Source organism: Mesorhizobium sp. WSM3866 (assembly GCF_002294795.1).
Classification (GTDB): Bacteria; Pseudomonadota; Alphaproteobacteria; order Rhizobiales; family Rhizobiaceae; genus Mesorhizobium.
This window is the reverse complement of record NZ_NSGC01000004.1, coordinates 166932-191211: the sequence shown is the minus strand read 5'-3', so window position 1 is coordinate 191211 and position 24280 is coordinate 166932. Positions and strand designations below refer to the sequence as shown.

Below are 24280 nucleotides of genomic sequence, written 5' to 3'. Positions count from 1 at the left end.
TATTTTAACGGCGTTGCCCCGCCGCCGGCGCAATTCGGGGTTTGAAAACGACTAATTAACCCCGCCCCCTCATCCTCGAGACCACGCTTTGGAGACGTTGATCGTGAAAAGCGATGTCGTGCTGATCGCATTTCTGCTGTCGGTTGCCAGCCCATTTGCCGCCCAGGCCGGAACGGCGATGCAAACCAAAGGCAAGGCGTTCCCACCGCCGGCCTTCTATTCGTTCTGCAGCCGCCAACCCAGCCTCTGCAGCACGGCCGGCGGAACAAAGGTCGTCGCCCTGCGGCCTCAGCTCAGCGCGCAATTGAACGAGATCAACCTTTCGGTCAATTCACGCATTACCGAGGTCAGTGATCGAGCCGTTGTCGGCAAGAACGACGACTGGCGCGTGCCGACCGTGTCCGGCGATTGCGAGGATATCGCGATACTGAAGAAGCTCGAACTGATGAAGCGCGGCTGGCCGGCCTCGGCGCTGCTGTTGACCGTGGCAAGCTATCGCGGCGAGGGACACACGGTGCTGACGGTGCGCACCAACGAGGGCGACCTGGTGCTCGACAACCTCACCAGCGCGGTCCGTGATTGGTCCAGCACGCCCTACAACTATTTCGCCCGGCAGGTGCAGGGCAATGGCAGGCGCTGGGAGCGGATCGGGGCGGCCAAGTCGGTCGGCACGACGGCGACCGGCATCTGACAGCCTCGTTCGCCGCGCGCCGGATCCACCGCTCTATCTCCTTGGTTTGACGCAAGTCCGGACGGGAGGCCACGGCGACGTCGCCGAGCCCAACCGTTTCATGCTTTTCCTGATTGCCCTAGTCATGTCCCCGCTTCTGGGCAATGAGGTCCAGCCGCTCGCGTTCTGAGCGTTCGCGCTCGTCGCGGCGGCGAGCGTCCCTATAGGCGCGCTCGACCATGTTGGTCCGCGCGGTCGCGGCGGCGATCAACGTCGTCTCCTCCCGGGCGCTTTCAAGATTCTGTTTTTGTTGGCCGAGCGCGTTTGCAATCCGGCGATGGTAAAGTTCCGGGAACAGGCCGGCCAGCGAGCTGTCAGCGTCGAAATGCCCGATGAGTTCCTTTGCTTCCGATTCGGCCGCCGCGGCCGCGGAGAGGAAGCCCGCATGACGAGTTTCGTGCACCGCCTTCAACTGCTCCTGCACCTTGACCAACTTCTTCAGTCTGTCCTTGCGCGAGGCCATCGCGGCTACCTCGCTAGCGTCAGGTCGACAAAGCCGTCGACGAACAACGACAGCAAGGTGCCGATGGCAAAGTAGAAGATGATCAGCCCGCCGGCGATGACGAAGGGCAGCGAGATGAAATACACCGGGATCTGCGGCGTCAGCTTGTTGACGAAGCCGATCGTCAAATTGACCAGAATGGCGTAGGCGACGAAGGGACTGCCGAGCCGGATGACCAGGAAGAAGGCGTCCGACACCGTGTCGGTGACGTCGACCAGCGCCGCCTGCGGGTTGAAGAATACATTGACCGGAGCAACCGTGTAGGAGGCGACCAGCGCGCGCACGATCTCGTGGTCGAAGTCGAAGACGAAAAGCAGGAGCAGCGCCGAGAACGAGATGATGGCGGCAAGCGCAGCCTGCGGCTCCGGCTCCTCGATCGCCGGGCCGCCTGAGCCGCCATAGCCGATCATCATGGCGATGGCCGAGCCCATGAAGCGCAGCGCTTCCATATACAGCCTGGTCATGGCGCCGATCAGCCCGCCGACCAGAAGCTCGGAAACGATCATCGGCACCAGAACCTGCGGGCGCGGGTCGACATAGGGATAGATGCGGTCCCAGAGGAAGGCGAGCAGGCCGCCGGTGGCGGCGATCGACACAAACAGCCGGACCTGGAGAGGCACGCGGGCGCTCGACAGGCCGGGCATCAGCATGAAACAGGCGCCGATGCGGCAGAAGGCGAGGAAGGCGGCGATGACGACGCCTTGCGAGAGCGCGTTCACGAGATCGTTCCGAGCACCTTGATCTCGACGCCCTTGGCGATCTCGACGTGGCTGAGCACGGGCAGCGTGGTGAACAGCCGCTCGATGATCATGCGTACATAAGGCCGCGCGTCCGGCGCGGTGACCAGCACGAAGCGCTCGCCGGCTTCGAGATGCTTGCGGATCGCCTTGGTGGCGTCCTGGCCGAATTCCTCGAGCTGGCGCGGATCGATGTCGAACTCGCGCACCTCGCCCTTGGCGTCCCGCTTGAGGCTCTGGTGAAAGGCGAGGTCCCATCGGTTGCCGAGGCGCAGCACCTTGAGCATGCCGCCCTCGGAGAGATCGCCGCAGATCTGCTGCGCCATGCGGATGCGGACATGCTCGACGATCTGCTCGGTGCGGCGCACGTGCGGCGCGATCTCCGCGATGGCCTCGATGATCAGGTGCAGGTTGCGGATTGAGACACGCTCGGCAAGCAGAAGCTTCAGCACCGCCTGCAGGCCGGGATAGGAGATGTGCGAGGTGCAGATCTCGTCGGCGAGCTTGCGGTACTCGGGGTCCAGCCGCTCGAGCAGCGCCTTCATGTCCTTGTACGACAGAAGCTGCGGCAGGTTGTTGCGGATCACCTCGGAGAGGTGGGTGAGCAGCACCGACATGTTGTCGGCAAAGGTGTAGTTCTCGCGCTTCAGATCTTCGGCGAAGGTTTCCAGCACCGAATAGGCGCGCATGCCGAAAGCCGGCTCGCGGATTTCCTCACCGGGGATGTCGGGCACGCCGCGGGTGCCAAGCAGCACCATGATTTCGCCGACGCGCATCTGGTATTCGGCAACGACGGTGCCGTGGACCTTGATCTGATAGCTCTTCGGCGGGATGGCGAAGTCGTCGGCGACGCGCACCTCCGGCACCACGAACCCATATTGCTGGGCGAATTTCTTGCGCATCTTCGACATGCGGAACACCAGCTCCTGATGTGCGACCAGCAGCCTGGTCGAGAGCTGCTTGCCGATCAGCAGCTCGATCTCGGCAGTCGCAAGCGAGGCCTTGACCGAATTCTTCTCCTCCTCGACCTTGTCGGCCTTCTCCTTGTTCTTCTGCGCTTCGGCTGCCGCCAGCGCGCGTTGTGGCGCAGCGGGATGACGTAGCCGAGGCCGGCCATGGCGCCGGCAAGGGCAAAGAACGGGAATAGCGGCAGACCGGGCATAAGGCCGAGGATGACGAGCAGCGAGGCCGCGACATAGAGCGCGCGCGGATGCGCGCCGAGCTGGCCGAACACCGCCTGATTGGCGGAGCCCCGCGTGCCGCCCTTGGAGACGAGCATGCCGGCGGCGAGCGAGACGATGAGGGCCGGGATCTGGGTGACGAGGCCGTCGCCGACCGACAGCTTGATGAAGACGTCGGCCGCCTGGCCGAGGCCCATGCCGTGGCGCAGATAGCCGATGGCGATGCCGCCGACGATGTTGATGGCGGTGATGATGAGGCCGGCGATGGCGTCGCCGCGCACGAATTTCGACGCGCCGTCCATCGAGCCGAAGAAGGAGGATTCTTCTTCCAATTCGCGGCGGCGAAGCTGCGCCGTCTTCTCGTCGATCATTCCGGCGGAAAGGTCGGCGTCAATCGACATCTGCTTGCCGGGGATGGCGTCGAGGGTGAAGCGCGCACCGACTTCGGCGATGCGGGTGGCGCCCTTGGTGATGACGATGAAGTTCACCACGATCAGGATCATGAAGACGATGAGGCCGATGACGAAGTCGCTCGACATCACCAGCTTCGAGAAACCCGAGATGACGTAACCGGCGGCATGCGTACCCTCATTGCCATGCGACAGGATCATGCGCGTGGTGGCGATGTTGAGCGAGAGCCTCAGCATCGTGGCGATGAGCAGCACGGTCGGGAAGGAGGAGAAATCCAGCGGCCGCTGGATCCAGAGCGCCACCATCAGGATCAGCACCGAGAGCGCGATCGAGAAGGCAAGGCCGATATCGATGAGAAAGGCCGGGATCGGCAGGAACAGCACCGCCAGGATGACGACGATGCCGAGCGCGAAGAAAACGTCGCGGCCGTTCTTGGCCACCAGGCCGGACGGGATTGTTTCGCTGATCGCCATATCGTCCTCGAATCCAGACTTGCCCAGTGCAAAGGCAGGCTCCCGACCGTTAACCGGTCAAGCTTGCGCGAAGGTGGGAGAGGGGCTACGGGATTTGAGCCGGCTGGCGAAAGGAAAGGCGCATGCTCCTCATCATCGGCACGATTCGGCTGCCACCCGACAGGCTCGAGCAGGCAAGGCCGGCGATGGGACGAATGATTTCAGCGAGTCGCGCCGAAGCCGGCTGCCTCGCATATTCCTATGCGCAGGATGTTCTCGATCCCGGCCTGATCCATGTCTCGGAAGCCTGGCGGGATCGTGCGGCGCTCGAGGCGCATTTCAAGTCAGCGCATATAGCCGAATGGCGCGCGAGCTGGGCGGAACTCGGCATTGGGGATCGGAAGCTGGCGCTCTATGAAGCGGACGAGGGTACTGCGATCTAACCGGCCGTGTCCGCGATCGAGACGGCGACCAGCCAGCGCCGGACGGCGCGCTCTTCGTTGGCCGAAAGTGCGGCGGTCAGCTCGCGTTCAAGCCGCTGCACCCGCTCGCGACATTTCTTCAGCAAGGCACGGCCGCTGTCGCTAAGATCAAGGTGCTGGATGCGCCCGTGCACCGCATGCGGCTTGCGGACCACGGAACCGGCCTTTTCCAGATTGCCGACGATCACGCTCACCGTCTGCGGCGTCAGCACCGCGAGCCGGGCGAGGTCGGCATTGGAGATGCCTGGATAGGCCGACAGCATGATCAGCGTCGCGAATTGCGGCTGCGTGACGCCGAACTCATCCAGCGCCCGCTCGACCCGCAGCCTGTAGGCGCCGGCGGCCTGGCGCAGCAGGTAGCCGAGATAACCTTCCTCGCCGCGCTTGCCTTTGCCAGGGGCCGGAATTTCCGGTTTCTGCTTGCGCACGATGTAAGAGCTCTTATATGTTGTTCGAACTCTGATATTATCGCAAGATGGAATGGAAGACGATGGGCTATCGCATCTTTCTTGCTGGTGGTTCCGGCGCGATCGGCCGCCGCCTGATCCCGCAACTGGTCGCTGCCGGCCATCAGGTAGCTGCGACAACGCGCCGGGCCGAGAAGGCCGAGGCGCTCCGCGCGATCGGGGCCAGCCCGGTGGTGATCGATGTGTTCGATGCCGGCGACCTGCTTGCGGCGGTCGCCGAGGTGAAGCCGGAGGTCGTGATCCATCAGCTTACCGATCTGCCGGCCGGACTCGATCCCAACAAGATGGGCGAGGCCATCATCGGAAACGCGCGCGTCCGCGACGAGGGGACCCGCAATCTGGTCGAGGCCGCGGCGTCGGCCGGCGCCCGTCGCCTGATCGCGCAGAGCATCGCCTGGGCCTATGCGCCCGGACCCGAGCCGCATGCCGAAACCGATCCGCTCGACAGCGGCGCCGAAGGCGGCCGCGGCATCAGCGTCGGCGGCGTGATCGCGCTCGAACGCCAGGTTCTCGAGGAGCCCATGACGGGCATCGTGCTGCGCTATAGGCATCTCTACGGGCCTGGTACCGGAGCCGACGCTGCCGCCGACCCGGCGCTGCATGTCGATGCCGCCGCTTATGCGGTGCTGCTTGCCGTCGAGCGCGGTGCGCCGGGCGCCTTCAACATCGCCGAGCCGAACGGCCATGTCGCGACCGACAAGGCGGTCAGCGAACTCGGCTGGCGGCCCGACTTCCGTCTGGCTGTGTGAGGCAGACGGAGGAATTGCCGCCAAAGGACAGACCTGGTTCGAGCCGCCGGGCACGGTGCATCGTTCGCGGAGAAGGCGAGCGCAATGGAGCCGGCGGAGCTGCTGGCGACCTTCGTCGCGAGGGACGATTGCGGGCCGCTGACCATCTTCGATCAGTGACATTTTCCCGTTCTCGCAGCGAGGGTAGCCGGCCCAACCGTCGCTAATCGACGCAACGCCAAAATGGCGCCACAAGGGGTCGGCATTGCGGTTGCCACTCCATGCCGTCGGGCGTATCAGGCGCGGCAGCATCCATCCTCCGCATACCGGCGAGCCGCTCCGTTGCCTGCCATAAACGAACCGCAAGTCTACGCCCGCCGGCTTCGGGCGGTGCTGATCAATTCCATTCCCGTGCTCGAGGCGCGCGGCATCGTCATTGTGCTGATGGCGGGGATGGTCGGCATGATCGCGGGCGCCCTGGTCACCGGCATGAGCGCGCTGGTGCAAGCCATGCACTTCCTGCTCTTTGACGTGCAGCCGGGCGGGCGTCTTTCAGCGATGTTTTCGCTGGCCAGTCCGGTGCAGGCGATGTTTCCGGCGATCGGGGGACTGCTGCTCGGCCTTTCGGTGATCTGGCTGAGAAGGCGGAAGTTCAGAACGCCTGTCGACCCGATCGAAGCCAACGCGCTCTACGGTGGGCGCATGTCGCTCACCGATACGTTCATCATTGTCGGCCAGACCATGATCTCCAGCGGCTTCGGCGCCTCGGTCGGTCTGGAAGCCGGTTATACGCAGGTTGGTTCCGGCATCGCCTCGCGGCTGGCGCGCGCCTTCCGGCTGCGCCGCAACGACGTGCGCATCCTGGTCGGCTGCGGCGCCGCCGGCGCGATCGCTGCCGCCTTCGACGCGCCGTTGACGGGTGCCTTCTACGGCTTCGAACTGGTCATCGGCATCTACTCGGTGGCCAATGTGGCGCCGGTCATGACGGCGGCGATCGCCGCCTCGCTGACGGCTGAGATGTTCGGCGGCGTGCCGTTTCCGCTCGAACTTTCCGGCCTGCCGACGCTGACCGCCAGCCAGTATGTGCCGTTCCTGCTGCTGGGACTGCTCGGCGGGGCGGCGTCCATCGCGATCATGCATCTGGTGAGCCTTATCGAGCGCGTCTTTGTGCGGCTGGCGATCGACGCTTCCGTCAGACCTTTCATCGGCGGCATCGTTGTCGGGCTGCTCGGGCTGGTCACGCCGCAGGTGCTGTCCAGCGGACACGGCGCACTCCACCGCGAGTTCGCCATGAACTACGCGCTTCCCGTGGTGGCCAGCGTCTTCGTGCTGAAGCTTGCTGCCTCGGCGATCTCGCTCGGCTCCGGTTTCCGCGGCGGTCTGTTCTTCGCCTCGCTGTTCCTGGGGGCGCTGCTCGGCAAGGTCTTTGCCGGCGTCATGGCGATGGCTGCGCCCTCAACCGCGCTCGATCCGGCGGTCGCCGCTGTCGTCGGCATGACGTCGCTTGCCGTCGGTGTCGTCGGCGGCCCGCTGACCATGACTTTTCTCGCGCTGGAATCGACGCGCGACCTGACGCTCACCGGCGTGGTGCTGGCAGCGTCGATCATGTCGGCCATCCTGGTCCGCGAGACCTTCGGCTACTCCTTCTCGACCTGGCGCTTCCATCTGCGCGGCGAGACGATCCGCAGCGCCCACGACGTCGGCTGGATGCGCAGCCTCAATGTCGGGTCGATGATGCGCAAGGACGTCCGTACTATCGATGCTTCGATTACCTTGGCCGAGTTCCGCAAGGAGATCCCGCTCGGCTCGGCGCAGCGCGTCATCGCCGTCGAAGAGGGCCGGCACTATGTCGGCGTGCTGCTCGTGGCCGAACTGCACAGCGACCTCTCAGACGGCGAGACTCCGGTGCAGGCGCTCGCGCAGTTCAAGGATGCGGTGCTGGTGCCGTCGATGAACGTCCAGTCCGCCGCCGAGACCTTTCAGCGCGCCGGCGCTGAAGAGCTAGCGGTCGTTGAGGATTTCGACGACCGCATCGTGCTTGGCCTGCTCACTGAAAGCCATCTGATGCGGCGCTACGCCGAGGAGCTGGACAAGGCGCGGCGGGATCTTTCCGGCGAGGGCTGAGCCCTGATTCAATCGGCGGTCTTGCGGCCCTGCTTGGCGACTTTCCTCAGCATGGATGGGCCCAAGCAAAGAGACTCGGCCCGAACTTTTCCATCTGTTTTGGCGCCACCCTGCCTTGCGACGAGATAATTGGTCATCAACCTTGCCTCAACAGGCTCCGACATAAAGAACCCTTGTGCGCCGTGACAGTGTTCGTGGATCAGGAAGTCGAGTTGGGCTTCGTTCTCCACCCCTTCCGCGACAACGGTCAGGCTTAGTGAATTGGCCAGCGCGATGATGCCTCGGACCACGTTCTGTTTCTTCGTGGAGGAAGCCAGGTCGCTGAGGAACGAGCGATCGATTTTCAATTGGTTGAAGTCGAAATCGGCAAGGTATCCAAAGCTCGCATAACCTGACCCGAAATCGTCGAGTGCCAGGCTCACCCCGAGGTTTCTAATCTTGCCGATACTCTCCAGGGCATTGCGGCTGTTCTGGATGAATATCCCTTCAGTGATCTCCAACTGCAGACGCGATGGAAGCAACCCCGTTTGCCGGAGCGTCTCGGTGAGATGCGTCAGATAGGCATCGGTCTGGAGACTTCTTCCGGAGACGTTGACCGAGCAGATGAACTCTTCGGTGGAAATAGGCATCCATCGGGCGGCTTGCTCGCAAGCCTTGCCCAGAACCATCTTGTCGAGTTCCAGTATCAGCTCACTTCGTTCCGCGATCGGAATGAACGATGCCGGCGCACGAACCGCTCCCGAGACCGGGTCGTGCCAGCGGACCAGCGCCTCGGCCCCGATCATGCGGCCGGTCGCCAGCTCGAACTGGGATTGCCAGACCAGGAAGAACTCGTCGCAATTGAGGGCCCGCTTGATGGCCGCTTCTTCACCGAGCTGCATGTCGATCTGACTGAGGATCGCGGGCGAAAACGTCACGAAACCGGACCGCCCTTCGGCCTTTGCCGTGTAGAGAGCGTTATCGGCACTGTGCAGCAACGTGGAAATGTCGGAACCGTGCTGAGGGAAACATGCCATGCCGATGCTGGCGCCAATGCGCACCTGATGGCCCTCCAACTCTGCGAACCTGTTCAGCCGTTCGCGCAGACGTTGCCCCAAATTGTCATGATCATTCCGATCGGCAATAGCCATGATGGCGAATTCGTCGCCGCCCAATCGCACGGCGGCTACGTCGCCCTGCCGCTCGACCGACTGAAGGACCTCGGCAACCGCCTTCAGCAGCAGATCGCCGACGTGATGGCCGAAGGTGTCGTTCACGCTCTTGAAATGGTCGAGATCGATCAGGAGCAGCTGAAGCTGCCTACCGGTCTCCCTCGCCCGGTCCAGCATGGCGTCCCTGTTGGCTGCCATCCAGGCACGATTCTTCAGTCCGGTGGTCGCATCGCGCCAGGCGAGAAATTCCAGCTTCTTTATCGTTTCCCGGCGCCCGATGAACAGAACCGCCGTCCCGATTGCCAGCAGCGACAGGATCGTCAGAGCAAAGGCTATCTGATAGTTGAACCGATTCAGGCTGACTTCCGACGCATAGAGATCGGCGTTAACGCCCTCGCCGTATTTGTAGTACTCGTCGTTCATCCGGCCGACGATCTGCTCGAGTTCCAGACCCAGTTCCTTCAAGCGCTGCTGATCGAAGGGGAGCCCCGCCGCGATCACGGCGTCGAGCCGCGTTACCGCGTCGTTCACGCGCGGCACGATGCCTGCATATGCGGGAATTGCGCTGATCGTTTCGCCGCCGTCGATCCGCTTGAAGCGGATGTAAACCAGGTCGTTTGCAGCGGCCAGATGATCTAGGCTCGCCTGAGAGTTGGGCGCGACCTCAGCGAGCGAGATCATATCCCTCAGGTGGGTCACGTCGCGTATGGCGATATGGAATTCGCGGATGGCAAAGAACCCGAACCGGGGGAGCGAAGACTCGATCTTGCTGATACTGACAAACAGCATGACGATGAGGATCGCGGAACCGATCGCCGCCAGCCCTATGGCACCGCCATAGGTAAGCGGAATTCGCCAGCCTCTCTGTCGAGATCCCACCATGGAGGCCTGCCAGCCGGTCAGTTGTCAGACTCGATCGTCTTGATCAGCCAAATCCATCGCGGTTTGCGGATCGGCGTGTCGAAGGCGGGATAGTCCTTGAGAGGATAGACCAAGCGGGTCGGACCTTGTGTTCGTCGGGTGAGCAACTCCCCGTCCTGGCGCGTCGCGAGAAGCAGAGGACCTTCCGTCCAATCCTCGTGCGGAATCACCTGCACGTAATCGTCCGCGGCCCTTAGAGTGACGGAATCCCTATCCGCCAATCCCACGGACTTGAGCACATCTCGGAACAGGACGCCTTCAAACGTCAATTGCCCTTGCTCGAAAGGACTTGTGGTGATGACCTTATAGAGGCCGAGCTTTTCCAACTGCCGCAGCGTGAGCGGGATCTGCTTGCCGTCCTTCTGAACGGTGAAAGCTACGGAGTCCGGCGGCTCCGGATAGCTGGCCGGTTCCAACGCCCCTGCAGTCAGAGTGCCGATCGCCAAGACAGCCAGCATCAGCAGGCTGCGCATGAGCATCAACGGTCCTTTTCTTAGCCAGGATGACATATCGCGATCCCTTCCCGCTCAGCTGACCGACAATGGTCCTTGCTGTACGACATCTTGCCGGCCGACATTCGATACTGCCGTTGAATGCTTAATTTTTTGGTCGGCGTCCGTTTCCCAGTCATGGGACCGCGGAAATGGCATCCGCCCCTATTGCCAGCTGTACAGTGGTACTGTACAAGGTGTTAAGTGGAGGAAAACGGGATGCGCGAGGCTTCGGAGGACGGCCAGGCTCCGGCGGCGATCGGTGCCGGCACGGCTGCAGCTCATGCGCAGCAGGTGCTGGGCGTGCGGCTCAAGGCCCTCCGCCTCGCTCGCCGTCTATCATTGCGCGACCTCGCGGAAGCGACCGGAACGAGCGCCAGCTTCATCAGCCAGCTCGAACGCGGGCTGACCGGCGCCAGTACTGCCTCGCTCAACCAGATGGCTTCGGCGTTGGGCGTGAGCGTCGCGATGCTGTTCGAGGAAAGCGCGACACAGAACCATGGCGTGCTCCGGCGCAGCGAGCGGCCAAGCCTTCCGCCCAGCAACGGCTGCCGTAAGATGCTGCTTTCCCGCCCGCCGCTGAGCGACATGGAGGTCTATGTCGGCGAGTTCGATATCGGCGGCTCGACCGGCTCCGCGCTTTACACGCATGGCGACGCGCAGGAGATGCTGATCGTCCTTCGCGGTGTCGTCGAGGTCTCTCTTGGCGACGCCCGCCACGTCCTCGAAGAAGGCGACAGCATCGAATACGCGACATCGACACCACATCGCAGCGAGAACATCGGCAGTGGTCGGGCCGAGGTGATGTGGATCATCGCACCGCCGACCTCGGCACGCGCCGAGCTCGATCAATACAAGCCCTGGAAACCGCTCGCGGCCAGGTAGTCCGATTAAACGCGGGCATAATGGGAGAGTCAGAGTTATGTTGAAGTCGAAACTTGCAGGTCTTGGCGCCGTGCTGGCGCTCGGAATGCTGACAACCACCGCCTTCGCACAGGAAAAGCCTGTCGCGGGCGAGGTGAAGGAAGGCTCGCTCAAGGGCAAGACCCTGACCTTCGTCTCCTATGGCGGCATCTATCAGGATGGCCAGGTGGCGGCGCTGAAGGAGTTCGTCGAGAAGTCCGGCGTCAAGCTGCTCAATGACGGGCCGACCGAGATCGCCAAGCTGCAGGCCCAGGTCGAATCCGGCAACGTCACCTGGGACGTGGTCGATACCGGCGATCTGCCGCCTTACGTCCATTGCGGAAAGCTGTTCCAGAAGCTCGATCTCTCGAAGCTCGACGTCTCGAAGATACCCGAAGGACAGGTCGGCGAGTGCTCGGTTCCGGCGATGAACTACGGCGTCGTGCTGATGTACAATAAGGAGAAGTACAAAGATAACCCGCCCAAGAACTGGGCTGACTTCTTCGACACCGAAAAGTTCCCCGGGGTGCGCGCCCTGGACGGATCCGGCGATCCGACCGGTGGCCTGCTCGAACAGGCCTTCAAGGTGGCGGGCGGCGATCCGAAGGCGATGACCGCTGCCGATATCGACAAGGCCCTCGACGTGATTCGCAAGCTCGGCCCGGACACGATCTACTGGAAGACGGGCGCTGAATCGCAGCAGCTCGCGGAGTCCGGTGAAGCCGACATGCTGATGATGTGGACCGGCCGCGCCATGACGGCGGTCAAGAACGGCGCCAAATACGCGCCCGCCTGGCAGGACTGGCTGGTGGTGATGGACCAGATGACGATCCCCGTCGGCGTCAAGGATACGGATGCCGCCTATGCGCTGCTGAATGCCTATCTCGGCAAGCAGGCGCAGGAGATTCTCACGCAGCAGACCTCCTACACGCCGATCAACAACGATGCGAAGCCGAAGGTTGACGAGTCGGTCGCAGCGTTCCTGACCAACACGCCCGAGCGCCAGAAGCAAGGCTACAAGCAGAACATCAAGTTCTGGGTCGAGAACTTCCCAGTGGCGCAGGAGAAGTGGTCCGCGCTGATGGCCGGCAACTGAGCTGACGGAGGCAAGGCCCGTGAGCGCGCTCGAACCGACGATCCAGACTGCCGAAAAACGGGCAGGATGGGCCTGGCGGCCGTTCGCGCTCACGCTGCCGGCCATGATCCTGCTCGCAGCTGTGATCGGCTATCCGCTGCTCACCATCGTGCTGCGCAGCCTCTCGGAGCCGGAATGGGGCGTGCAGAACTATGCCTGGTTCTTCGGCGCGCCCGTCAATCTCGCGGTGCTCCAGCGCACATTCACCATCTCGGCATGGGTGACGCTGGTCTGCGTGGTTTGCGCTTATCCTTATGCTTACCTCATGACCGCGGTCGGGCCGCGCGTGCGGCTCGTCCTGGTTCTCTGCGTGCTGATCCCATTCTGGGTGAGCGGCGTGGTGCGCACACTCTCCTGGGTGATCCTGCTGCAGGATTCCGGCGTCATCAACTCGCTGCTGAGATCAGCCGGCTTCGCGGGCATCCGGCTGATCCGCACCCAGACGGGCGTGGTGATCGGCATGGCGCAGGTGCTTTTGCCCTTCATGATCCTGCCGCTTTATTCGGTGATGAAAGGCATCGACCTCAGGCTGGTGCAGGCGGCGCGAAGCCTTGGCGCCCGGCCGTCCCGCGCTTTCTTCACAGTCTACCTGCCGCTGTCGCTGCCGGGCGTCTATGCCGGCGCGATCATCGTCTTCATCCTGGCGCTGGGCTTCTACATCACGCCGGCACTGCTCGGCGGGCCGCGCTCGACGATGCTGTCGACACTGGTGCAGACCCAGGTGCTCAGCCTGCTGCAATGGGGACGCGGCGGCGCGATGGGCGTGGTGCTGCTGGTCACGACCTTCCTGTTGCTGGCGCTTGCAGCGCCGGTGATGCGGTCGCGGCACCGGGAAGCGGGGCGGCGCTGATGGAAATGAAGCCGCTCACCCGTGTCGTTCTTGGCCTTGTCTGCCTGCTGGTGGCGATCTGGCTGGTGGCGCCGACGCTGGTCGTCGTGCCGATGTCGTTCAACGGCAACAAGTCGCTCTCCTTCCCACCGCAAGGCTTCTCCTGGCAGTGGTACGAGAATTTCGTCACGAATCCAGAATGGTCGACCAGCTTCCTCAATTCCCTGAAGGTCGCCTCGATCGTGGCGGTGCTGGCAACGGTGCTCGGCACGCTGGCCGCCTTCGGCCTCGACCGTATGAAGGCGCGGCCTGCCAATCTGCTGCGGATGCTGATGCTGACGCCGATGGTTGTGCCGGGCGTGGTGCTGGCCATCGGCATCTATGCCGTCTATCTCGATGCGCGACTCGTCGGCACGCTGCCCGGCTTCGTGCTCGCCCACACCATCCTGGCGCTGCCCTTCGTGCTGATCGCCGTGTCGGCCAATCTCGAAGTGTTCGACAGGCGGCTGGAGACGGCTGCGGCGAGCCTCGGCGCCGGCGCGCTCACCACGTTCCGGACGGTGACGCTGCCGCTGATCCTGCCCGGCATCCTGTCGGGCCTGCTGTTCGCCTTCGCGACGTCCTTCGACGAGATCATCGTCTCGCTGTTCATCACCAACCCCTATCTGAAGACGCTGCCGGTGCAGATCTTCTCCTCGATCACGCGCGACGCCGACCCGACCGTCGCTGCCGTCGGTACGATCCTTTTGTGCGCCACGACGATCCTGATCGGCGGCGGCATGCTTCTTCTTGGCCGCGAGCGGAAGGGACGCCTATGAACCCAAGACCGGACAATCGCGGCGCGGCGATCGACCTCGAATTCGTCACCAAGGCCTATGGCGCGTTCAAGGCGCTGGACGGCGTGTCGCTCAGGATCGAGCCCGGCGAGTTCATGACGCTGCTTGGGCCGAGCGGCTCCGGCAAGACGACGACGCTCAATGTGATCGCCGGTTTCACGGATGTGTCGAGCGGCAAGCTGCTGGTCGGAGGACAAAGCGTCGTCGGCGTGCCGGCGCACAAGCGCAACATCGGCGTCGTCTTTCAGCACTACGCATTGTTCCCGCATATGACGGTTGGCCGCAACGTCGCCTATCCGCTGACGCTGCGCGGCGTTGGGCAGGACGATCGGAAGCGGCGCGTGGCCAAGGCGCTCGACATGGTCAAGATGGGCGACTTCGCGCATCGCTATCCGAGCGAATTGTCGGGCGGCCAGCAGCAGCGCGTGGCGCTGGCGCGGGCCATCGTCTTCGACCCGCCGCTGCTCCTCATGGACGAGCCGCTCGGCGCGCTCGACAAGAAGCTGCGCGAATGGCTGCAGCTCGAGATCAAGCGCATCCATCGCGAGCTCGGCACCACCTTCGTCTATGTCACGCACGACCAGGAGGAGGCGCTGGTGCTGTCGGATCGCATCGCCGTATTCAACCGTGGCCGGATCGAGCAGGTGGGCACCGGACGGCAGCTCTATGACGAGCCGGCAACGCTGTTCGTCGGCCGCTTCATCGGCGACTCCACGGTGCTGCGCGGCGAAGCCAGAAGTGACGGCACCGGCACTGCGCTGACCATTGCCGGCGAGACGGTCGCCGCGCCGCGACGGCTTGCCGGAGAAGTCAGCCCGGTGATGCTGCTGCGGCCCGAGAAACTTGCCATTCGCCGGCCGGGGCAAGCCGACGGCAAGAACCGCCTGGCGGGAACGATCGCCGAGGCGATCTATCTTGGCTCGGGATCGAAATACGAAGTGAAGCTCGGCGACGGCTCGACCGCGATCGTGCGGTCGCCGCTGACGGGCGAGAATTTCGCCCTCGGCGAGAACGTGGAACTCTGCTTTGACGGCGCCGACGCCAAGCTTCTGCCCGACGACAGCACGGCAGACACGACGCTCACCTGATCCCTCTCTCCGGTCTCCTGGAAGCCATCCCATGCAAGTCAAGCGCAACGGCGACATCTCGTTCTGGTATGCGGATCTGGGCGCGGTCCCAAGCCCGCGTCCGCCCTTGCCCGGCGACATCGAAGCCGATGTTGCGATCGTCGGCGCCGGCTACACCGGGCTCTGGACCGCCTATTATCTCAAGAAGGCGAAACCCTCGCTTCGCATAGTCTTGCTCGAACGCGAATTCGCCGGCTTCGGTGCCTCGGGGCGCAATGGCGGCTGGCTTTCGGGCGGCTTCGGCTGGTCGCGCGAGAAATACCTCAAGACCTCGACCCGGCAAGCTGTCAGCGCCATGCAGGCAGCGATGGCGGGCTGTGTCGACGAGGTGATCCGGGTGGCGGCGGCCGAAGGCATCGACGCCGACATCCGCCGTGCCGACAATCTGACGGTCGCCACCAATGCCGCACAGCTCCAACGTGTGCGCGAGGCGTGCGAGACGATCCGCTCCTGGGACGCCGACCCCGAGCGCATCGAATTGCTCGACGCTGCAGCCACACGCGCGCGCATCAATATCGCGAATGTCATGGGCAGCTTCGTCATCCACGGCCAGGCGCGGGTGCAGCCGGCCAAGCTGGTGCGCGGGCTGGCGGAAGCGGTCGAGCGGCTCGGCGTGCCGATCTACGAAAAGACGACCGTGACGTCGATCGCCAAGGGCAGGGTGGCCACCGACCGTGGCACGGTGCGGGCGGAAACGATAATTCGCGCGACGGAGGGGTTCACGGCCGGCATTCCCGGGGAAGAGCGGACATGGCTGGCGCTCAACAGCGCGCAGATCGTGACCGAGCCGCTGCCACAAGAACTCTGGCGCGAGATCGGCTGGGACGGGCATGAGCTCCTCGGCAATGCGGCGCACGCCTATTGCTATGCCCAGCGCACGCGCGAGGGCCGTATCACCATGGGCGGACGCGGCGTGCCCTACCGCTATGGCTCGCGCACCGACGTCAACGGTCGGACGCAGCAGGCGACGATCGACCAGCTGCACACGATCCTGACGACGCTGTTGCCGCAGACGGCCGGGTGCCGCATCGACCACGCCTGGTGCGGCGTGCTCGGCGTGCCGCGCGACTGGTGCACGACGGTCGGCCTCGACCCCAGGACGCGCATCGGCTGGGCCGGCGGTTATGTCGGGCTGGGCGTGTCGAGCTCAAACCTTTCGGGGCGCACGCTTGCCGATCTGATCCTCGGCAATGACACGGATCTTACGCGACTGCCCTGGGTCAACCGCAAGGTCAGACCCTGGGAGCCGGAACCGTTCCGCTGGCTCGGCGTCCACTCGATGTACCAGCTCTACCGCATCGCCGACCAACGCGAGGCCGCCGGGCTCAATTACACTTCGAAATTGGCCGCCCTGGCCGACAGCATCACAGGCCACTGAGACGGTTCGGCGTTCGCCGAACCGCTCTAACTCTTTGTTTTCGCGCAATTCCGGACGGCAAACCATTGCACTTTCCTGGAATTGCTTTTGACACTGGAGCCTATCTTGATCGACCTTTCGACCTTCCGCGACCTCGCCACGGCCGATATCGGCGCCTTTTCACCGAAGCCGACCTCGATCGAAGGCGATCAGGTCGAAGCGGTGCGCTCGTTCTTCCAATCGCCGGACGGGACCGTCGATATCGGCATCTGGGAATGCACGCCCGGCCGCTTCACCGCCGACCGCTCGGGTTCATCCGAGATCTGCCACATCATCTCCGGTCGCGTGGAAGTGAGCCGCGCCGACGGCGAGATGCGTGAGCTGGGGCCTGGCGATCTGCTCGTCCTGCCGAAGGGCTGGAAGGGCGAGTGGCTTATTCATGAGACGACGCGCAAGCTCTATATGATCCACAGCGCTGGCTGATCGGAACTAGATATTCCGGGCCAAAAGACGCGGGTTAGTGATCGATCGGCCCCTTGGGCGAGACAAGGGCCGTGCCGGCGGTGGTCGGGCGTTCGATCATGCGGCGCACACGCGGCGGGTTCTCGCCGCTGTGCAGCGCGCGGATGCGCTCGCCGACAACGGCGTCGGCATGGGTGGCACGCCGGTTGTGGCGGATATACTCGACCCAGGTCGGCGTGTGGTAGTGTTCGATCCAGATGCCCGGATTTTCGAGATCGCGGGCGAGCGTCCAGTTGCGGGCGCCGTCGCGGCGGCGGATGCGGCCACGCTCGGCCATGGTTGCGAGGAATTCCGGCACGTCCTCCTCGCGAATGATGTATTCGATCATGATGGCGATCGGGCCGCTGCGCGGCTTCAAATCGAGCGCCAGCATCGGCTCCTTGAACCGGTTGAGCGGATCGAGGTTGAGAGCGGTGTGCTGCGGCAGCGGCAGGATCAGGCCGATGGCGCCACCGACGAGCATGGTGACAGCGGCAACCATCAATGCAGTCTCCGCGCCATGGGCGTCGGCGACGACGCCCCAGATCCAGCTGCCCAGCGCAATGCCGCCGAAGGTTGCTGTCTGGTAGATCGACAGCACGCGCCCGACCACCCAGCGCGGCGTCGACATCTGCACCGTGACGTTGAAATGCGAGAGCGCGATCACCCAGCAGGCACCGCCGATGAGCAGGCCCGCCGACGTCTGCCAGGCATTGTCGCTGACGGCGGCGTTGAAGGCGCAAAGCGCGAAACCAGCGAAGGCGGCGCGCACCATCGTTTCGCTGGAGAGCCATTGTCTGAGCCTCACGCTGATCAGCGCACCGCCGACCGCGCCGATACCGAAGGCGCCAAGCATGATGCCGTAGGTCAGCGCGTCGCCCTTGACGACATCGCGCGCCACCAGGGGCAGCAGCGCCAGCACCGCGCCGGCGCTGAAGCCGAAAGCGAAGCCTCTCGCCAGCACCTTGCCGATGTTCGGCGACATGGCGACGTAGCGCAGGCCGGCTCCCATCGCGGCGCCGAGCGATTCCCGCGGCAGGGTCGGCGCGGGCACTTCCGGCTTCCAGCGGAAAAGCACGACGATCAGGCCGATATAGCTGATGGCGTTGGCGGCGAAGGCCGCCGCCGCCCCTGCGGCGGCGACGATGATGCCGCCGATCGCCGGGCCGACGCTGCGCGTGATGTTGAAGCCCATTGAGTTGAGCGCGATCGCCGCCGGCACCTTGGCGCGCGGCACCATGTCGCCAACCGACGCCTGCCATGACGGGCTGTTCAGCGCCGTGCCGCTGTCGATCAGGAAGGTGAAGGCAAGCAGCGTCCACGGCGTCATCCAGCCGAACCAGGTGAATACGGTGAGCAGTGCCGAGACCACCAGCATGAAACTCTGCGCCACCAGCATGACCTTGCGGCGGTTGAAGCTGTCGGCAATGGCGCCGGCAACAAGCGCGAACAGCATGATCGGCAAGGTGGTCGAGGCCTGGACCAGCGCCACCTGGTAGGATGAGGTGGCGATCGTCGTCATCATCCAGGCGGCGCCCACGCCCTGGATCAAGCCGCCGAAATTCGACACAAGGCTCGCCGACCAGACGGCACGGAAGATGCCGTGCCGGAACGGCGCCAACGCCGAGACGCGTTCGCTTTCCGGCTCGTCGTCGATCATGGTCGCTGTCCCGCCTTCATCTTGCTGTCTTGCGCTCGCCCGACGCCATTATCGCGCCGGCGACTCGCCAAAGCATCCCGGTCCAACAACAGGAAGGCAAAGGCGAAAATGCGTCGGCGAAGCTTTAAGCCAAGCATCTTGCCGGTGTGGACCAAACTTTTGCTGGTCCGCGCGGGCGGGATGCCCGCGACCGCAGGTCAGAAGCCGTGCTCGATGCGTTCGAAGATGACGTTGGTGAAGGCCGAGATCTGGCTGCCGATGAACGGGCCGGTCAGCGCCACCACCAGCATGATGGCGACGATCTTGGGCACGAAAGTGAGGGTGATTTCCTGAATCTGGGTCAGCGCCTGGATGAGCGCGATGCCGATGCCGACGGCCATAGCCACGAGCACCACCGGCGCGGAGGCGGTAAGCACCGTCCACACCGCATATTGCACGATATCGAGGGCATCGGCCTCGTTCATGGGCAGACTCTATACAAAACTCTAGGCGGCCGGCTTGATCGATACGCCTGCGCCGACAGGGATCTCGGTGCCGTCCTGCAACACCGCGATCAGGCCGCTGCTGGCGAGCTTCACCGAAGCCACGGTCCCTGTTGTCTTGCCGTCGGCGGCGGTGATCGAACGGCCGATCAGCGCGTCCGCCTGCGACAGCGCCGAGGATTGCATGATCTGGTCGAGCTTGCTGTTGGTCTGCACCGATTGCTCGACCTGCGAGAAGGTCGCGAGCTGCGCGACATATTCCGTCGAATCCATCGGCTTGGTCGGATCCTGGTTCTTCATCTCGGCGATCAGAAGCTTCAGGAACGACTGGTAGTCGACCGCCGTCTTCGAGGTCTGCTGGCTGCTGGCCTGGGTGGCGCCAACCGGGATCGTCGTTGTCATGTCCACGGCCATCTTTATGCTCCCACAGCCAGCGCGCGCGGCGCTTCCGGAATGTCGTCATTGCCGCCAAGCGCCTGGCGCTCGAGCGGATAGAGCGCGCGGATCGCCTTCAGCGCCTCGTAGATATGATCCTCGCCGACCATGCGGTCGATCTGCTTCAGCGCGCTGCAGATTTCCTGATTGTCGAAGCTTGCGATCAGCATCGGCAGCGAGCGGCGGAACATGTCGCGGGCCTCGGAGGCTCCCGGCGGGTTGATCAGCATGATCTGCACGATGAAATAGAGCTGCCTGAGCGGCGTCGAGGCCTGCTCGGCCTGGATGACGTGGCTTTCGAGCAGGAACTGAACGTCGTTCATCAGCTCGATCGTGACCTTGCGGTCGACCCGGATGACGGCGCCGTTGATGTAAATCTTCTCGTTCGGCTTCAGCGAGATCTTCAGCGTGTTGCTCATTGGATGCCGTCTCGGATGATCTGGGAGACCTCGATCAATCCTTCGAAATTGTTGGTGCGGCCCTGCCGGATGTCTTCGGTTTCGCGCAGCAGCCAGAGGCCGATCGAGATCAGATTGGCGCGCAGTTCCTTGGGCAGCGCATTGTCGCTGGAGCCGAGATCCTCGACGAAGGTGGTCCAGATGCGGTTGGTGAAGTGCAGCGCCTCGACCGCCTCAATCGACTCCGGCCCAACGGAAGCTGCCGTGGACAACATGTCGATCGATCGGGTGAGCAACTGCCGCTCCCGGTCCTTGGCGTCGGCGACGGAGTCGGTCTGGATGTCGGCGTAGGAGAATTGATACATCGTCGGAGCTCTGGCGTTCCGGTGAGAGTGTTCAGGTGAGATAGTTCAACAGGCTCAGTTGCTGCAGTCGCGCGGTCAATGCGAAGGACGTTTCTATATGCTGCGTCAGGTCGGCCACGCGGGTGGCGGCCTCCGAGGGATCGACGCCTTCGAGGTCGATGATGTGCTTTTCGAACAGATCGACCTGGGTCTTCATGCGATCGCTGGCGTCGGACACGCGCTTCTGGGTGAGGCCGGCTTCGGACTGCACCTGGACGATGCCGCCGATGGCCTCGCCGACCAGCTTTTGCGCGCGGCTGACGATCGTATTCTGCCCGGCCTCGCTGATGTTGCCGGCAAAGAGCGTGCCGACCATGGCGGCCGCCATGGCGAGCTTGCGGATGCCTTGCTCGTTGGCGCTGACCGACGTCTGCGTGGTCTCGTTCAAGGAAATGCGGCTGGTGATCTGGTCGTCGGTGGCGTTCGACCAGTTGGCCTGCCAGCCGGACCCCAGGAACTGCGGCTCGACCGCGGTGGTGATGAAGTCGTCCATCTGGGCGGCGGTGATGTTGGCGGCCGCGGGGTCGTTCTGGGTGAAGCCGAAATAGCTGGTGAAGGCGGCGTCGAACGCCGCCTTGGCGGGCGAGCCGGCGGCGCTGAAATCGTCGATCGGCTTGACGTCGGTGTTGGTCCCGGCAAACAGGTATTCGCCGTTGACGCTGGTGTTGAGGATGCCCGTCATCTGCTGCAGCGCCGTGGCGCCGGCGGTCTGGGTGATGCTGGTCGAGGAGTCGCCCGATACGGCGCTGGTCAGCGCCGTCAGCAGATCCTGCGCGACATCGGAGAGCTGACCCAGCGAATCCTGTGTCGAAGTCAGACGCGCGGCGACCAGCGAGTTCGAATCGACGATGCCGTTCAACCGGTCGAGATCGCGCTGGAAGGTGACGGCCTGTGTCGTGCGCCCGCCGAGCGCCAGGCCGACATCCGCTACCTTGCCGGTCTGGGATTCCGTGGTCGCCTTGACGAGATCGGCCTGCATGCGCATCTGCTGATAGCGCAGGGCGTTGGAGATGGCGGCTGAGGAGACGGCTGTCGCTTTCATCGATTATCCCACCGCGCCCAACAAGGCGTCCAGCATGTCGTCGACGGTCTTCATCATGCGCGCCGACGCCTGATAGGTATGCTCGAGGTCGAGAAGCAGGGACATTTCCTGGTCGACATTGACGCCGGTATCGTTCGACAGCGCTTCGGCGGTGCGGGTGGACAGCGCTTCCTTGGCGTCGGCGTTGGTCGACGCCTGCTGGCGCACGCCTTCGAACCAGCCGATGGTGTTGGCCGCGTAATCCGAGACGCCGGAGCTGACCGTGATGCCGGCGGAGGTGTCGAAGGCCATCGGCTGGTCGAGCCTGTTGCCGTAGGCGATCAGCAGGTCAGAATAGGAGGCGCCGCCGCCGGTGTTGGAAACATAGGCCGCGCCGTTGGCGCCGCCGTCACGCAGCAGCGCCGCGCTGCCGCCGGCGCTCGGGTCAAACGCGGCGTTGACGCTGATCGAGCCGGCAAGGCCGTCGACCAGGGTGCCGGCAGCGGGAATAGCCGGCGCGCCGGACCAGGTGAACAGGCCTGCGGCGTTGGGCTGAGACGGCGCGGTCTCGGCAAATGCCGTGATCAGACCGCGCGCGATCTCGTCGAGCTGGCTCTGCATGGTCGCGGCAACGCCGTCGCGCAGCTTCAGCATGCCGGCAAGCTTGCCGTCGGCGCTGGTATTGTCGCCGGTGCCTGCAGAAAGCGGCACATTGTCGATATAGATCGTGTTGCCGGGCGTGCCGGCGGTGTAGCCGGCGGAGGGCGTGAAGGTCACCGACCGCGGCACCGTCTCGAACAGCGTCGTGCCGTCCTTGGTGGTGATGACCATGTCGTTGTCGCCGCGCGTGAAGGTCGAGACCGGGACATATTCGGCGATCTTCTTGAGAAGCGCGTCGCGCTGGTCGAGCGCGTCCGACACATCCGTGCCGGAGCGCGTGCCGGCGATGACGGCCTTGTTTGCGTCCTGAAACTGGCTGAGCAGCGAGTTGAGGTCGTCAACCGCCGTGGCGATCTGGCCGTCCGTCTGGGTGCGGAAATCCTGGATCGCCGTGGTGCCGTCGTTCAGTGAGCTCACCACCTGCTTGGCCGCGTCGATGACGCTGGCGCCGAGATTCTGGTTCGACGGCGTGGTGGCGTAGAGCTGCAGCGCCTGCTGCAGATTGCCGATCGCAGTCGACGCAGACGACGCATTGTCGACTCCATTAACCGATAGGTCGAGCTGATCCATGCCGCTATAAAGCGCGCTCTGCCCGCTCCATGCCGACAGCGCGGAAAGGTTCTGCCGGAACAGAAGATCATTGGCGGCGCGCTGGATCTCTACCGATCGCGCGCCGGGCGCCGTGCTGGTGACGACGGCGACGCGACGGGCATAATCCGGGTTGGACGCGTCGGCCACATTGCGCGACACGACGCTGGTTTGCTTGGACGTGGCCAGGAGCGCCGACTGGGCGATGCTTAATGCGGTGGAAAGCGACATGCGGGTCTTTCACGGGCTGGCGCCGATGGGGTTATCTCTTCAGGTTGACCAGGACGTCCATCAGGTCGGAACCGGTCTGGAAGACCTTCGAGTTGGCGGTGTAGCTGCGCTGCGCCGCAATCATGTTGGTCAGTTCCTCGGCGATATCGACATTGGAATTTTCGAGCGCGCCCGAGACGACCGAGCCAAGCTTTCCTTCATTGGCAAAGCCGATGCGAACAGCGCCTGAGTCCGCGCTTTGCACATAGACGTTGCCCGGCATCGCGGTGAGGTTGTCGGGGCTCTGAACGTCGGCCAGCGGGATCTTGTAGAGCGGCTTGGTGGAGCCATCCTCGAATTGGGCGTAGATGACGCCGTCCTGGCTGATCTGGATCTTTTCGATCGTGCTCGGCGCATTGCCGTTGACGTTGGCATCGGAGACCGTGAAGCCGGTTCCGAGCTGCGTCAGCTTGGAGAGGTCGAGGTTGAGAGTCGAACCGTTCGGCACCGTGAAGGACACGCCGGTGGTCGCGCCGGTGAGCTTGCCGGTGGTGGTGTCGAAGGTGAGATTGGCCGAACCCAGCGCGCCGCCCGCATAGGGGAACGACGTGCCGGCCGTGGCCTTCGACTGATCGAATACCGAAACCTGCCAGGTGCCGGTGCCGGTGTTGGTGAAATAGACGTCGAGCAACACCTTGTTGCCGAGATTGTCGTAGGCGACCAGCGACGATTTCGACGTGTATTGTGACGAGGTGCTGTTGTCGGTGGGTAGGTTGCCGGCGGTGACAGCGGTGGCGCCAGCCGGCAGGTTGCCGGTGAATGTCCCTTCCGTGCTCGGCGTCGCCGTCATCTCCTGATCGGAAATCTGCACCGGCACGAGGCCTTCGAAGCCGTTGGCGGTGGCGGCCGGATCGCCATTGGCGTAGCTGTAGGCCATCAGCTGGTAGCCGGCGGCGTTGACGAGGCGTCCTTGAGCGTCCGGAACGAAGGCGCCGGCGCGGGTGAGATAGGGCGTTCCGCTCGGGTCCTGCACGACGAAGAAGCCGTCGCCGTTGACGGCGAGGTCGGAGACCGAAGTGGTGTACTGCAGAACACCCTGCGAGCTGACGGCCGAACGGATCGTCGTTGTTACGCCCCCTGAATTATAGGCGCCGCCGGTGCTCGGCATGATCAGCGTCGAGAATTCGGCGGAGGAGCGCTTGTAGCCGGTTGTGTCGGAATTCGCGATATTGTCGGCCACCGTGGACAAGCGGTTGGCCTGGGCGTTCATACCGGAGACGCCGGTGCGCATCATTCCGTAGAGGCTCATCGATACATCTCCTCGGTGCCTTTCTGAGAGGCTACAAAACTAAGCCTC

At 63.9% G+C, this 24280-nt stretch carries 24 protein-coding genes and 1 pseudogene; 11 read left to right on the top strand and 14 right to left on the bottom strand.

The window, feature by feature from the left end; translation table 11 throughout:
- Nucleotides 1-103 precede the first annotated feature (103 nt).
- Nucleotides 104-691: a transglutaminase-like cysteine peptidase gene (locus tag CK222_RS11475; protein ID WP_245433011.1), complete on the top strand. Its 588-nt coding sequence runs from the start codon at nt 104-106 to the stop codon at nt 689-691.
- Nucleotides 692-809: 118 nt separating this feature from the next.
- Here the strand turns inward: CK222_RS11475 and CK222_RS11470 are convergent, their stop codons facing one another.
- From CK222_RS11470 to flhA, 3 genes and pseudogenes are all read right to left on the bottom strand, one after another.
- Nucleotides 810-1193 carry a hypothetical protein gene (locus tag CK222_RS11470; protein WP_095800458.1) on the bottom strand — a complete coding sequence of 128 codons (384 nt, stop codon included), beginning with the start codon at nt 1191-1193 and terminating at the stop codon, nt 810-812.
- 5 nt (nt 1194-1198) lie between these two features.
- A complete protein-coding gene (gene fliR / locus CK222_RS11465; RefSeq protein WP_067326000.1) occupies nt 1199-1951 on the bottom strand; it encodes a flagellar biosynthetic protein FliR in 753 nt (250 codons plus the stop codon).
- Nucleotides 1948-4034: pseudogene (gene flhA, locus CK222_RS11460) on the bottom strand (flagellar biosynthesis protein FlhA). The gene fliR and the pseudogene flhA overlap by 4 nt, the downstream one beginning before the upstream one ends.
- Nucleotides 4035-4156: 122 nt before the next feature.
- Here flhA and CK222_RS11455 point away from each other — a divergent pair.
- Nucleotides 4157-4456: a putative quinol monooxygenase gene (locus CK222_RS11455; protein WP_095800457.1), complete on the top strand. Its 300-nt coding sequence runs from the start codon at nt 4157-4159 to the stop codon at nt 4454-4456.
- Here CK222_RS11455 and CK222_RS11450 read toward each other — a convergent pair.
- Complete coding sequence (locus CK222_RS11450) at nt 4453-4923, bottom strand: MarR family transcriptional regulator (protein ID WP_095800456.1); 471 nt, start codon at nt 4921-4923, stop codon at nt 4453-4455. The genes CK222_RS11455 and CK222_RS11450 overlap by 4 nt on opposite strands.
- Before the next feature lie 62 nt (nt 4924-4985).
- Between CK222_RS11450 and CK222_RS11445 the strand changes: the two genes are divergently transcribed.
- Together CK222_RS11445 and CK222_RS11440 are read left to right on the top strand one after the other, a co-directional pair.
- Complete coding sequence (locus CK222_RS11445) at nt 4986-5711, top strand: NAD(P)-dependent oxidoreductase (RefSeq protein WP_095800638.1); 726 nt, start codon at nt 4986-4988, stop codon at nt 5709-5711.
- 321 nt (nt 5712-6032) lie between these two features.
- Nucleotides 6033-7814, top strand: a complete 1782-nt coding sequence (locus CK222_RS11440; protein WP_067002454.1) for a chloride channel protein — start codon at nt 6033-6035, stop codon at nt 7812-7814.
- Nucleotides 7815-7822: 8 nt separating this feature from the next.
- On the opposite strand, the gene CK222_RS11435 is transcribed toward CK222_RS11440, so the two are convergent.
- Both CK222_RS11435 and CK222_RS11430 read right to left on the bottom strand, forming a co-directional pair.
- Nucleotides 7823-9847 (bottom strand): bifunctional diguanylate cyclase/phosphodiesterase, encoded by a 2025-nt coding sequence (locus tag CK222_RS11435; RefSeq protein ID WP_095800454.1) that lies wholly within the window; start codon nt 9845-9847, stop codon nt 7823-7825.
- Nucleotides 9848-9864: 17 nt separating this feature from the next.
- Nucleotides 9865-10365 carry a molybdopterin-dependent oxidoreductase gene (locus CK222_RS11430; RefSeq protein WP_067002450.1) on the bottom strand — a complete coding sequence of 167 codons (501 nt, stop codon included), beginning with the start codon at nt 10363-10365 and terminating at the stop codon, nt 9865-9867.
- A 231-nt stretch (nt 10366-10596) separates the two neighbouring features.
- Here CK222_RS11430 and CK222_RS11425 point away from each other — a divergent pair, with 231 nt between their 5' ends.
- The 7 genes from CK222_RS11425 to CK222_RS11395 all read left to right on the top strand — a co-directional run bounded on the left by CK222_RS11425 (nt 10597) and on the right by CK222_RS11395 (nt 17047).
- Nucleotides 10597-11262 carry an XRE family transcriptional regulator gene (locus CK222_RS11425; RefSeq protein WP_095781141.1) on the top strand — a complete coding sequence of 222 codons (666 nt, stop codon included), beginning with the start codon at nt 10597-10599 and terminating at the stop codon, nt 11260-11262.
- 37 nt (nt 11263-11299) lie between these two features.
- A complete protein-coding gene (locus CK222_RS11420) occupies nt 11300-12376 on the top strand; it encodes an extracellular solute-binding protein (protein WP_095781142.1) in 1077 nt (358 codons plus the stop codon).
- Between the two features lie 19 nt (nt 12377-12395).
- The gene (locus CK222_RS11415; protein WP_095800452.1) at nt 12396-13265 is read left to right on the top strand and encodes an ABC transporter permease; all 870 of its coding nucleotides are present in this window, start codon (nt 12396-12398) and stop codon (nt 13263-13265) included.
- Entirely contained in the window at nt 13265-14062 is a 798-nt protein-coding gene (locus CK222_RS11410; RefSeq protein ID WP_095800451.1) for an ABC transporter permease, read from the top strand. The genes CK222_RS11415 and CK222_RS11410 overlap by 1 nt, the downstream gene beginning before the upstream one ends.
- The gene (locus tag CK222_RS11405; RefSeq protein WP_095800450.1) at nt 14059-15168 is read left to right on the top strand and encodes an ABC transporter ATP-binding protein; all 1110 of its coding nucleotides are present in this window, start codon (nt 14059-14061) and stop codon (nt 15166-15168) included. The genes CK222_RS11410 and CK222_RS11405 overlap by 4 nt, the downstream gene beginning before the upstream one ends.
- A 31-nt stretch (nt 15169-15199) precedes the next feature.
- Nucleotides 15200-16585, top strand: a complete 1386-nt coding sequence (locus tag CK222_RS11400) for an FAD-binding oxidoreductase (protein WP_095800449.1) — start codon at nt 15200-15202, stop codon at nt 16583-16585.
- A gap of 105 nt (nt 16586-16690) precedes the next feature.
- Nucleotides 16691-17047 carry a cupin domain-containing protein gene (locus CK222_RS11395; protein ID WP_067326033.1) on the top strand — a complete coding sequence of 119 codons (357 nt, stop codon included), beginning with the start codon at nt 16691-16693 and terminating at the stop codon, nt 17045-17047.
- Between the two features lie 34 nt (nt 17048-17081).
- Here the strand turns inward: CK222_RS11395 and CK222_RS11390 are convergent, their stop codons facing one another.
- The 8 genes from CK222_RS11390 to CK222_RS11355 form a co-directional block, all read right to left on the bottom strand.
- Nucleotides 17082-18725: an MFS transporter gene (locus CK222_RS11390; RefSeq protein ID WP_067002435.1), complete on the bottom strand. Its 1644-nt coding sequence runs from the start codon at nt 18723-18725 to the stop codon at nt 17082-17084.
- Nucleotides 18726-18922: 197 nt separating this feature from the next.
- On the bottom strand, nt 18923-19189 hold the full coding sequence (gene fliQ, locus CK222_RS11385) for a flagellar biosynthesis protein FliQ (RefSeq protein ID WP_027165133.1): 267 nt from the start codon (nt 19187-19189) through the stop codon (nt 18923-18925).
- 21 nt (nt 19190-19210) lie between these two features.
- Nucleotides 19211-19621, bottom strand: coding sequence for a flagellar hook assembly protein FlgD (gene flgD / locus CK222_RS11380; RefSeq protein ID WP_095800448.1), 411 nt, complete (start codon nt 19619-19621; stop codon nt 19211-19213).
- 2 nt (nt 19622-19623) lie between these two features.
- Nucleotides 19624-20061, bottom strand: coding sequence for a flagellar biosynthesis repressor FlbT (gene flbT / locus CK222_RS11375; RefSeq protein ID WP_095800447.1), 438 nt, complete (start codon nt 20059-20061; stop codon nt 19624-19626).
- A complete protein-coding gene (gene flaF / locus CK222_RS11370; RefSeq protein ID WP_067002429.1) occupies nt 20058-20405 on the bottom strand; it encodes a flagellar biosynthesis regulator FlaF in 348 nt (115 codons plus the stop codon). Before flaF ends, flbT begins: the two co-directional genes overlap by 4 nt.
- Nucleotides 20406-20436: 31 nt before the next feature.
- Nucleotides 20437-21486 (bottom strand): flagellar hook-associated family protein, encoded by a 1050-nt coding sequence (locus CK222_RS11365; RefSeq protein ID WP_095800446.1) that lies wholly within the window; start codon nt 21484-21486, stop codon nt 20437-20439.
- A 3-nt stretch (nt 21487-21489) separates the two neighbouring features.
- Nucleotides 21490-22944: a flagellar hook-associated protein FlgK gene (gene flgK / locus CK222_RS11360; RefSeq protein WP_095781148.1), complete on the bottom strand. Its 1455-nt coding sequence runs from the start codon at nt 22942-22944 to the stop codon at nt 21490-21492.
- A gap of 31 nt (nt 22945-22975) precedes the next feature.
- The gene (locus tag CK222_RS11355) at nt 22976-24232 is read right to left on the bottom strand and encodes a flagellar hook protein FlgE (protein WP_067002423.1); all 1257 of its coding nucleotides are present in this window, start codon (nt 24230-24232) and stop codon (nt 22976-22978) included.
- Between the last annotated feature and the right edge of the window lie 48 nt (nt 24233-24280).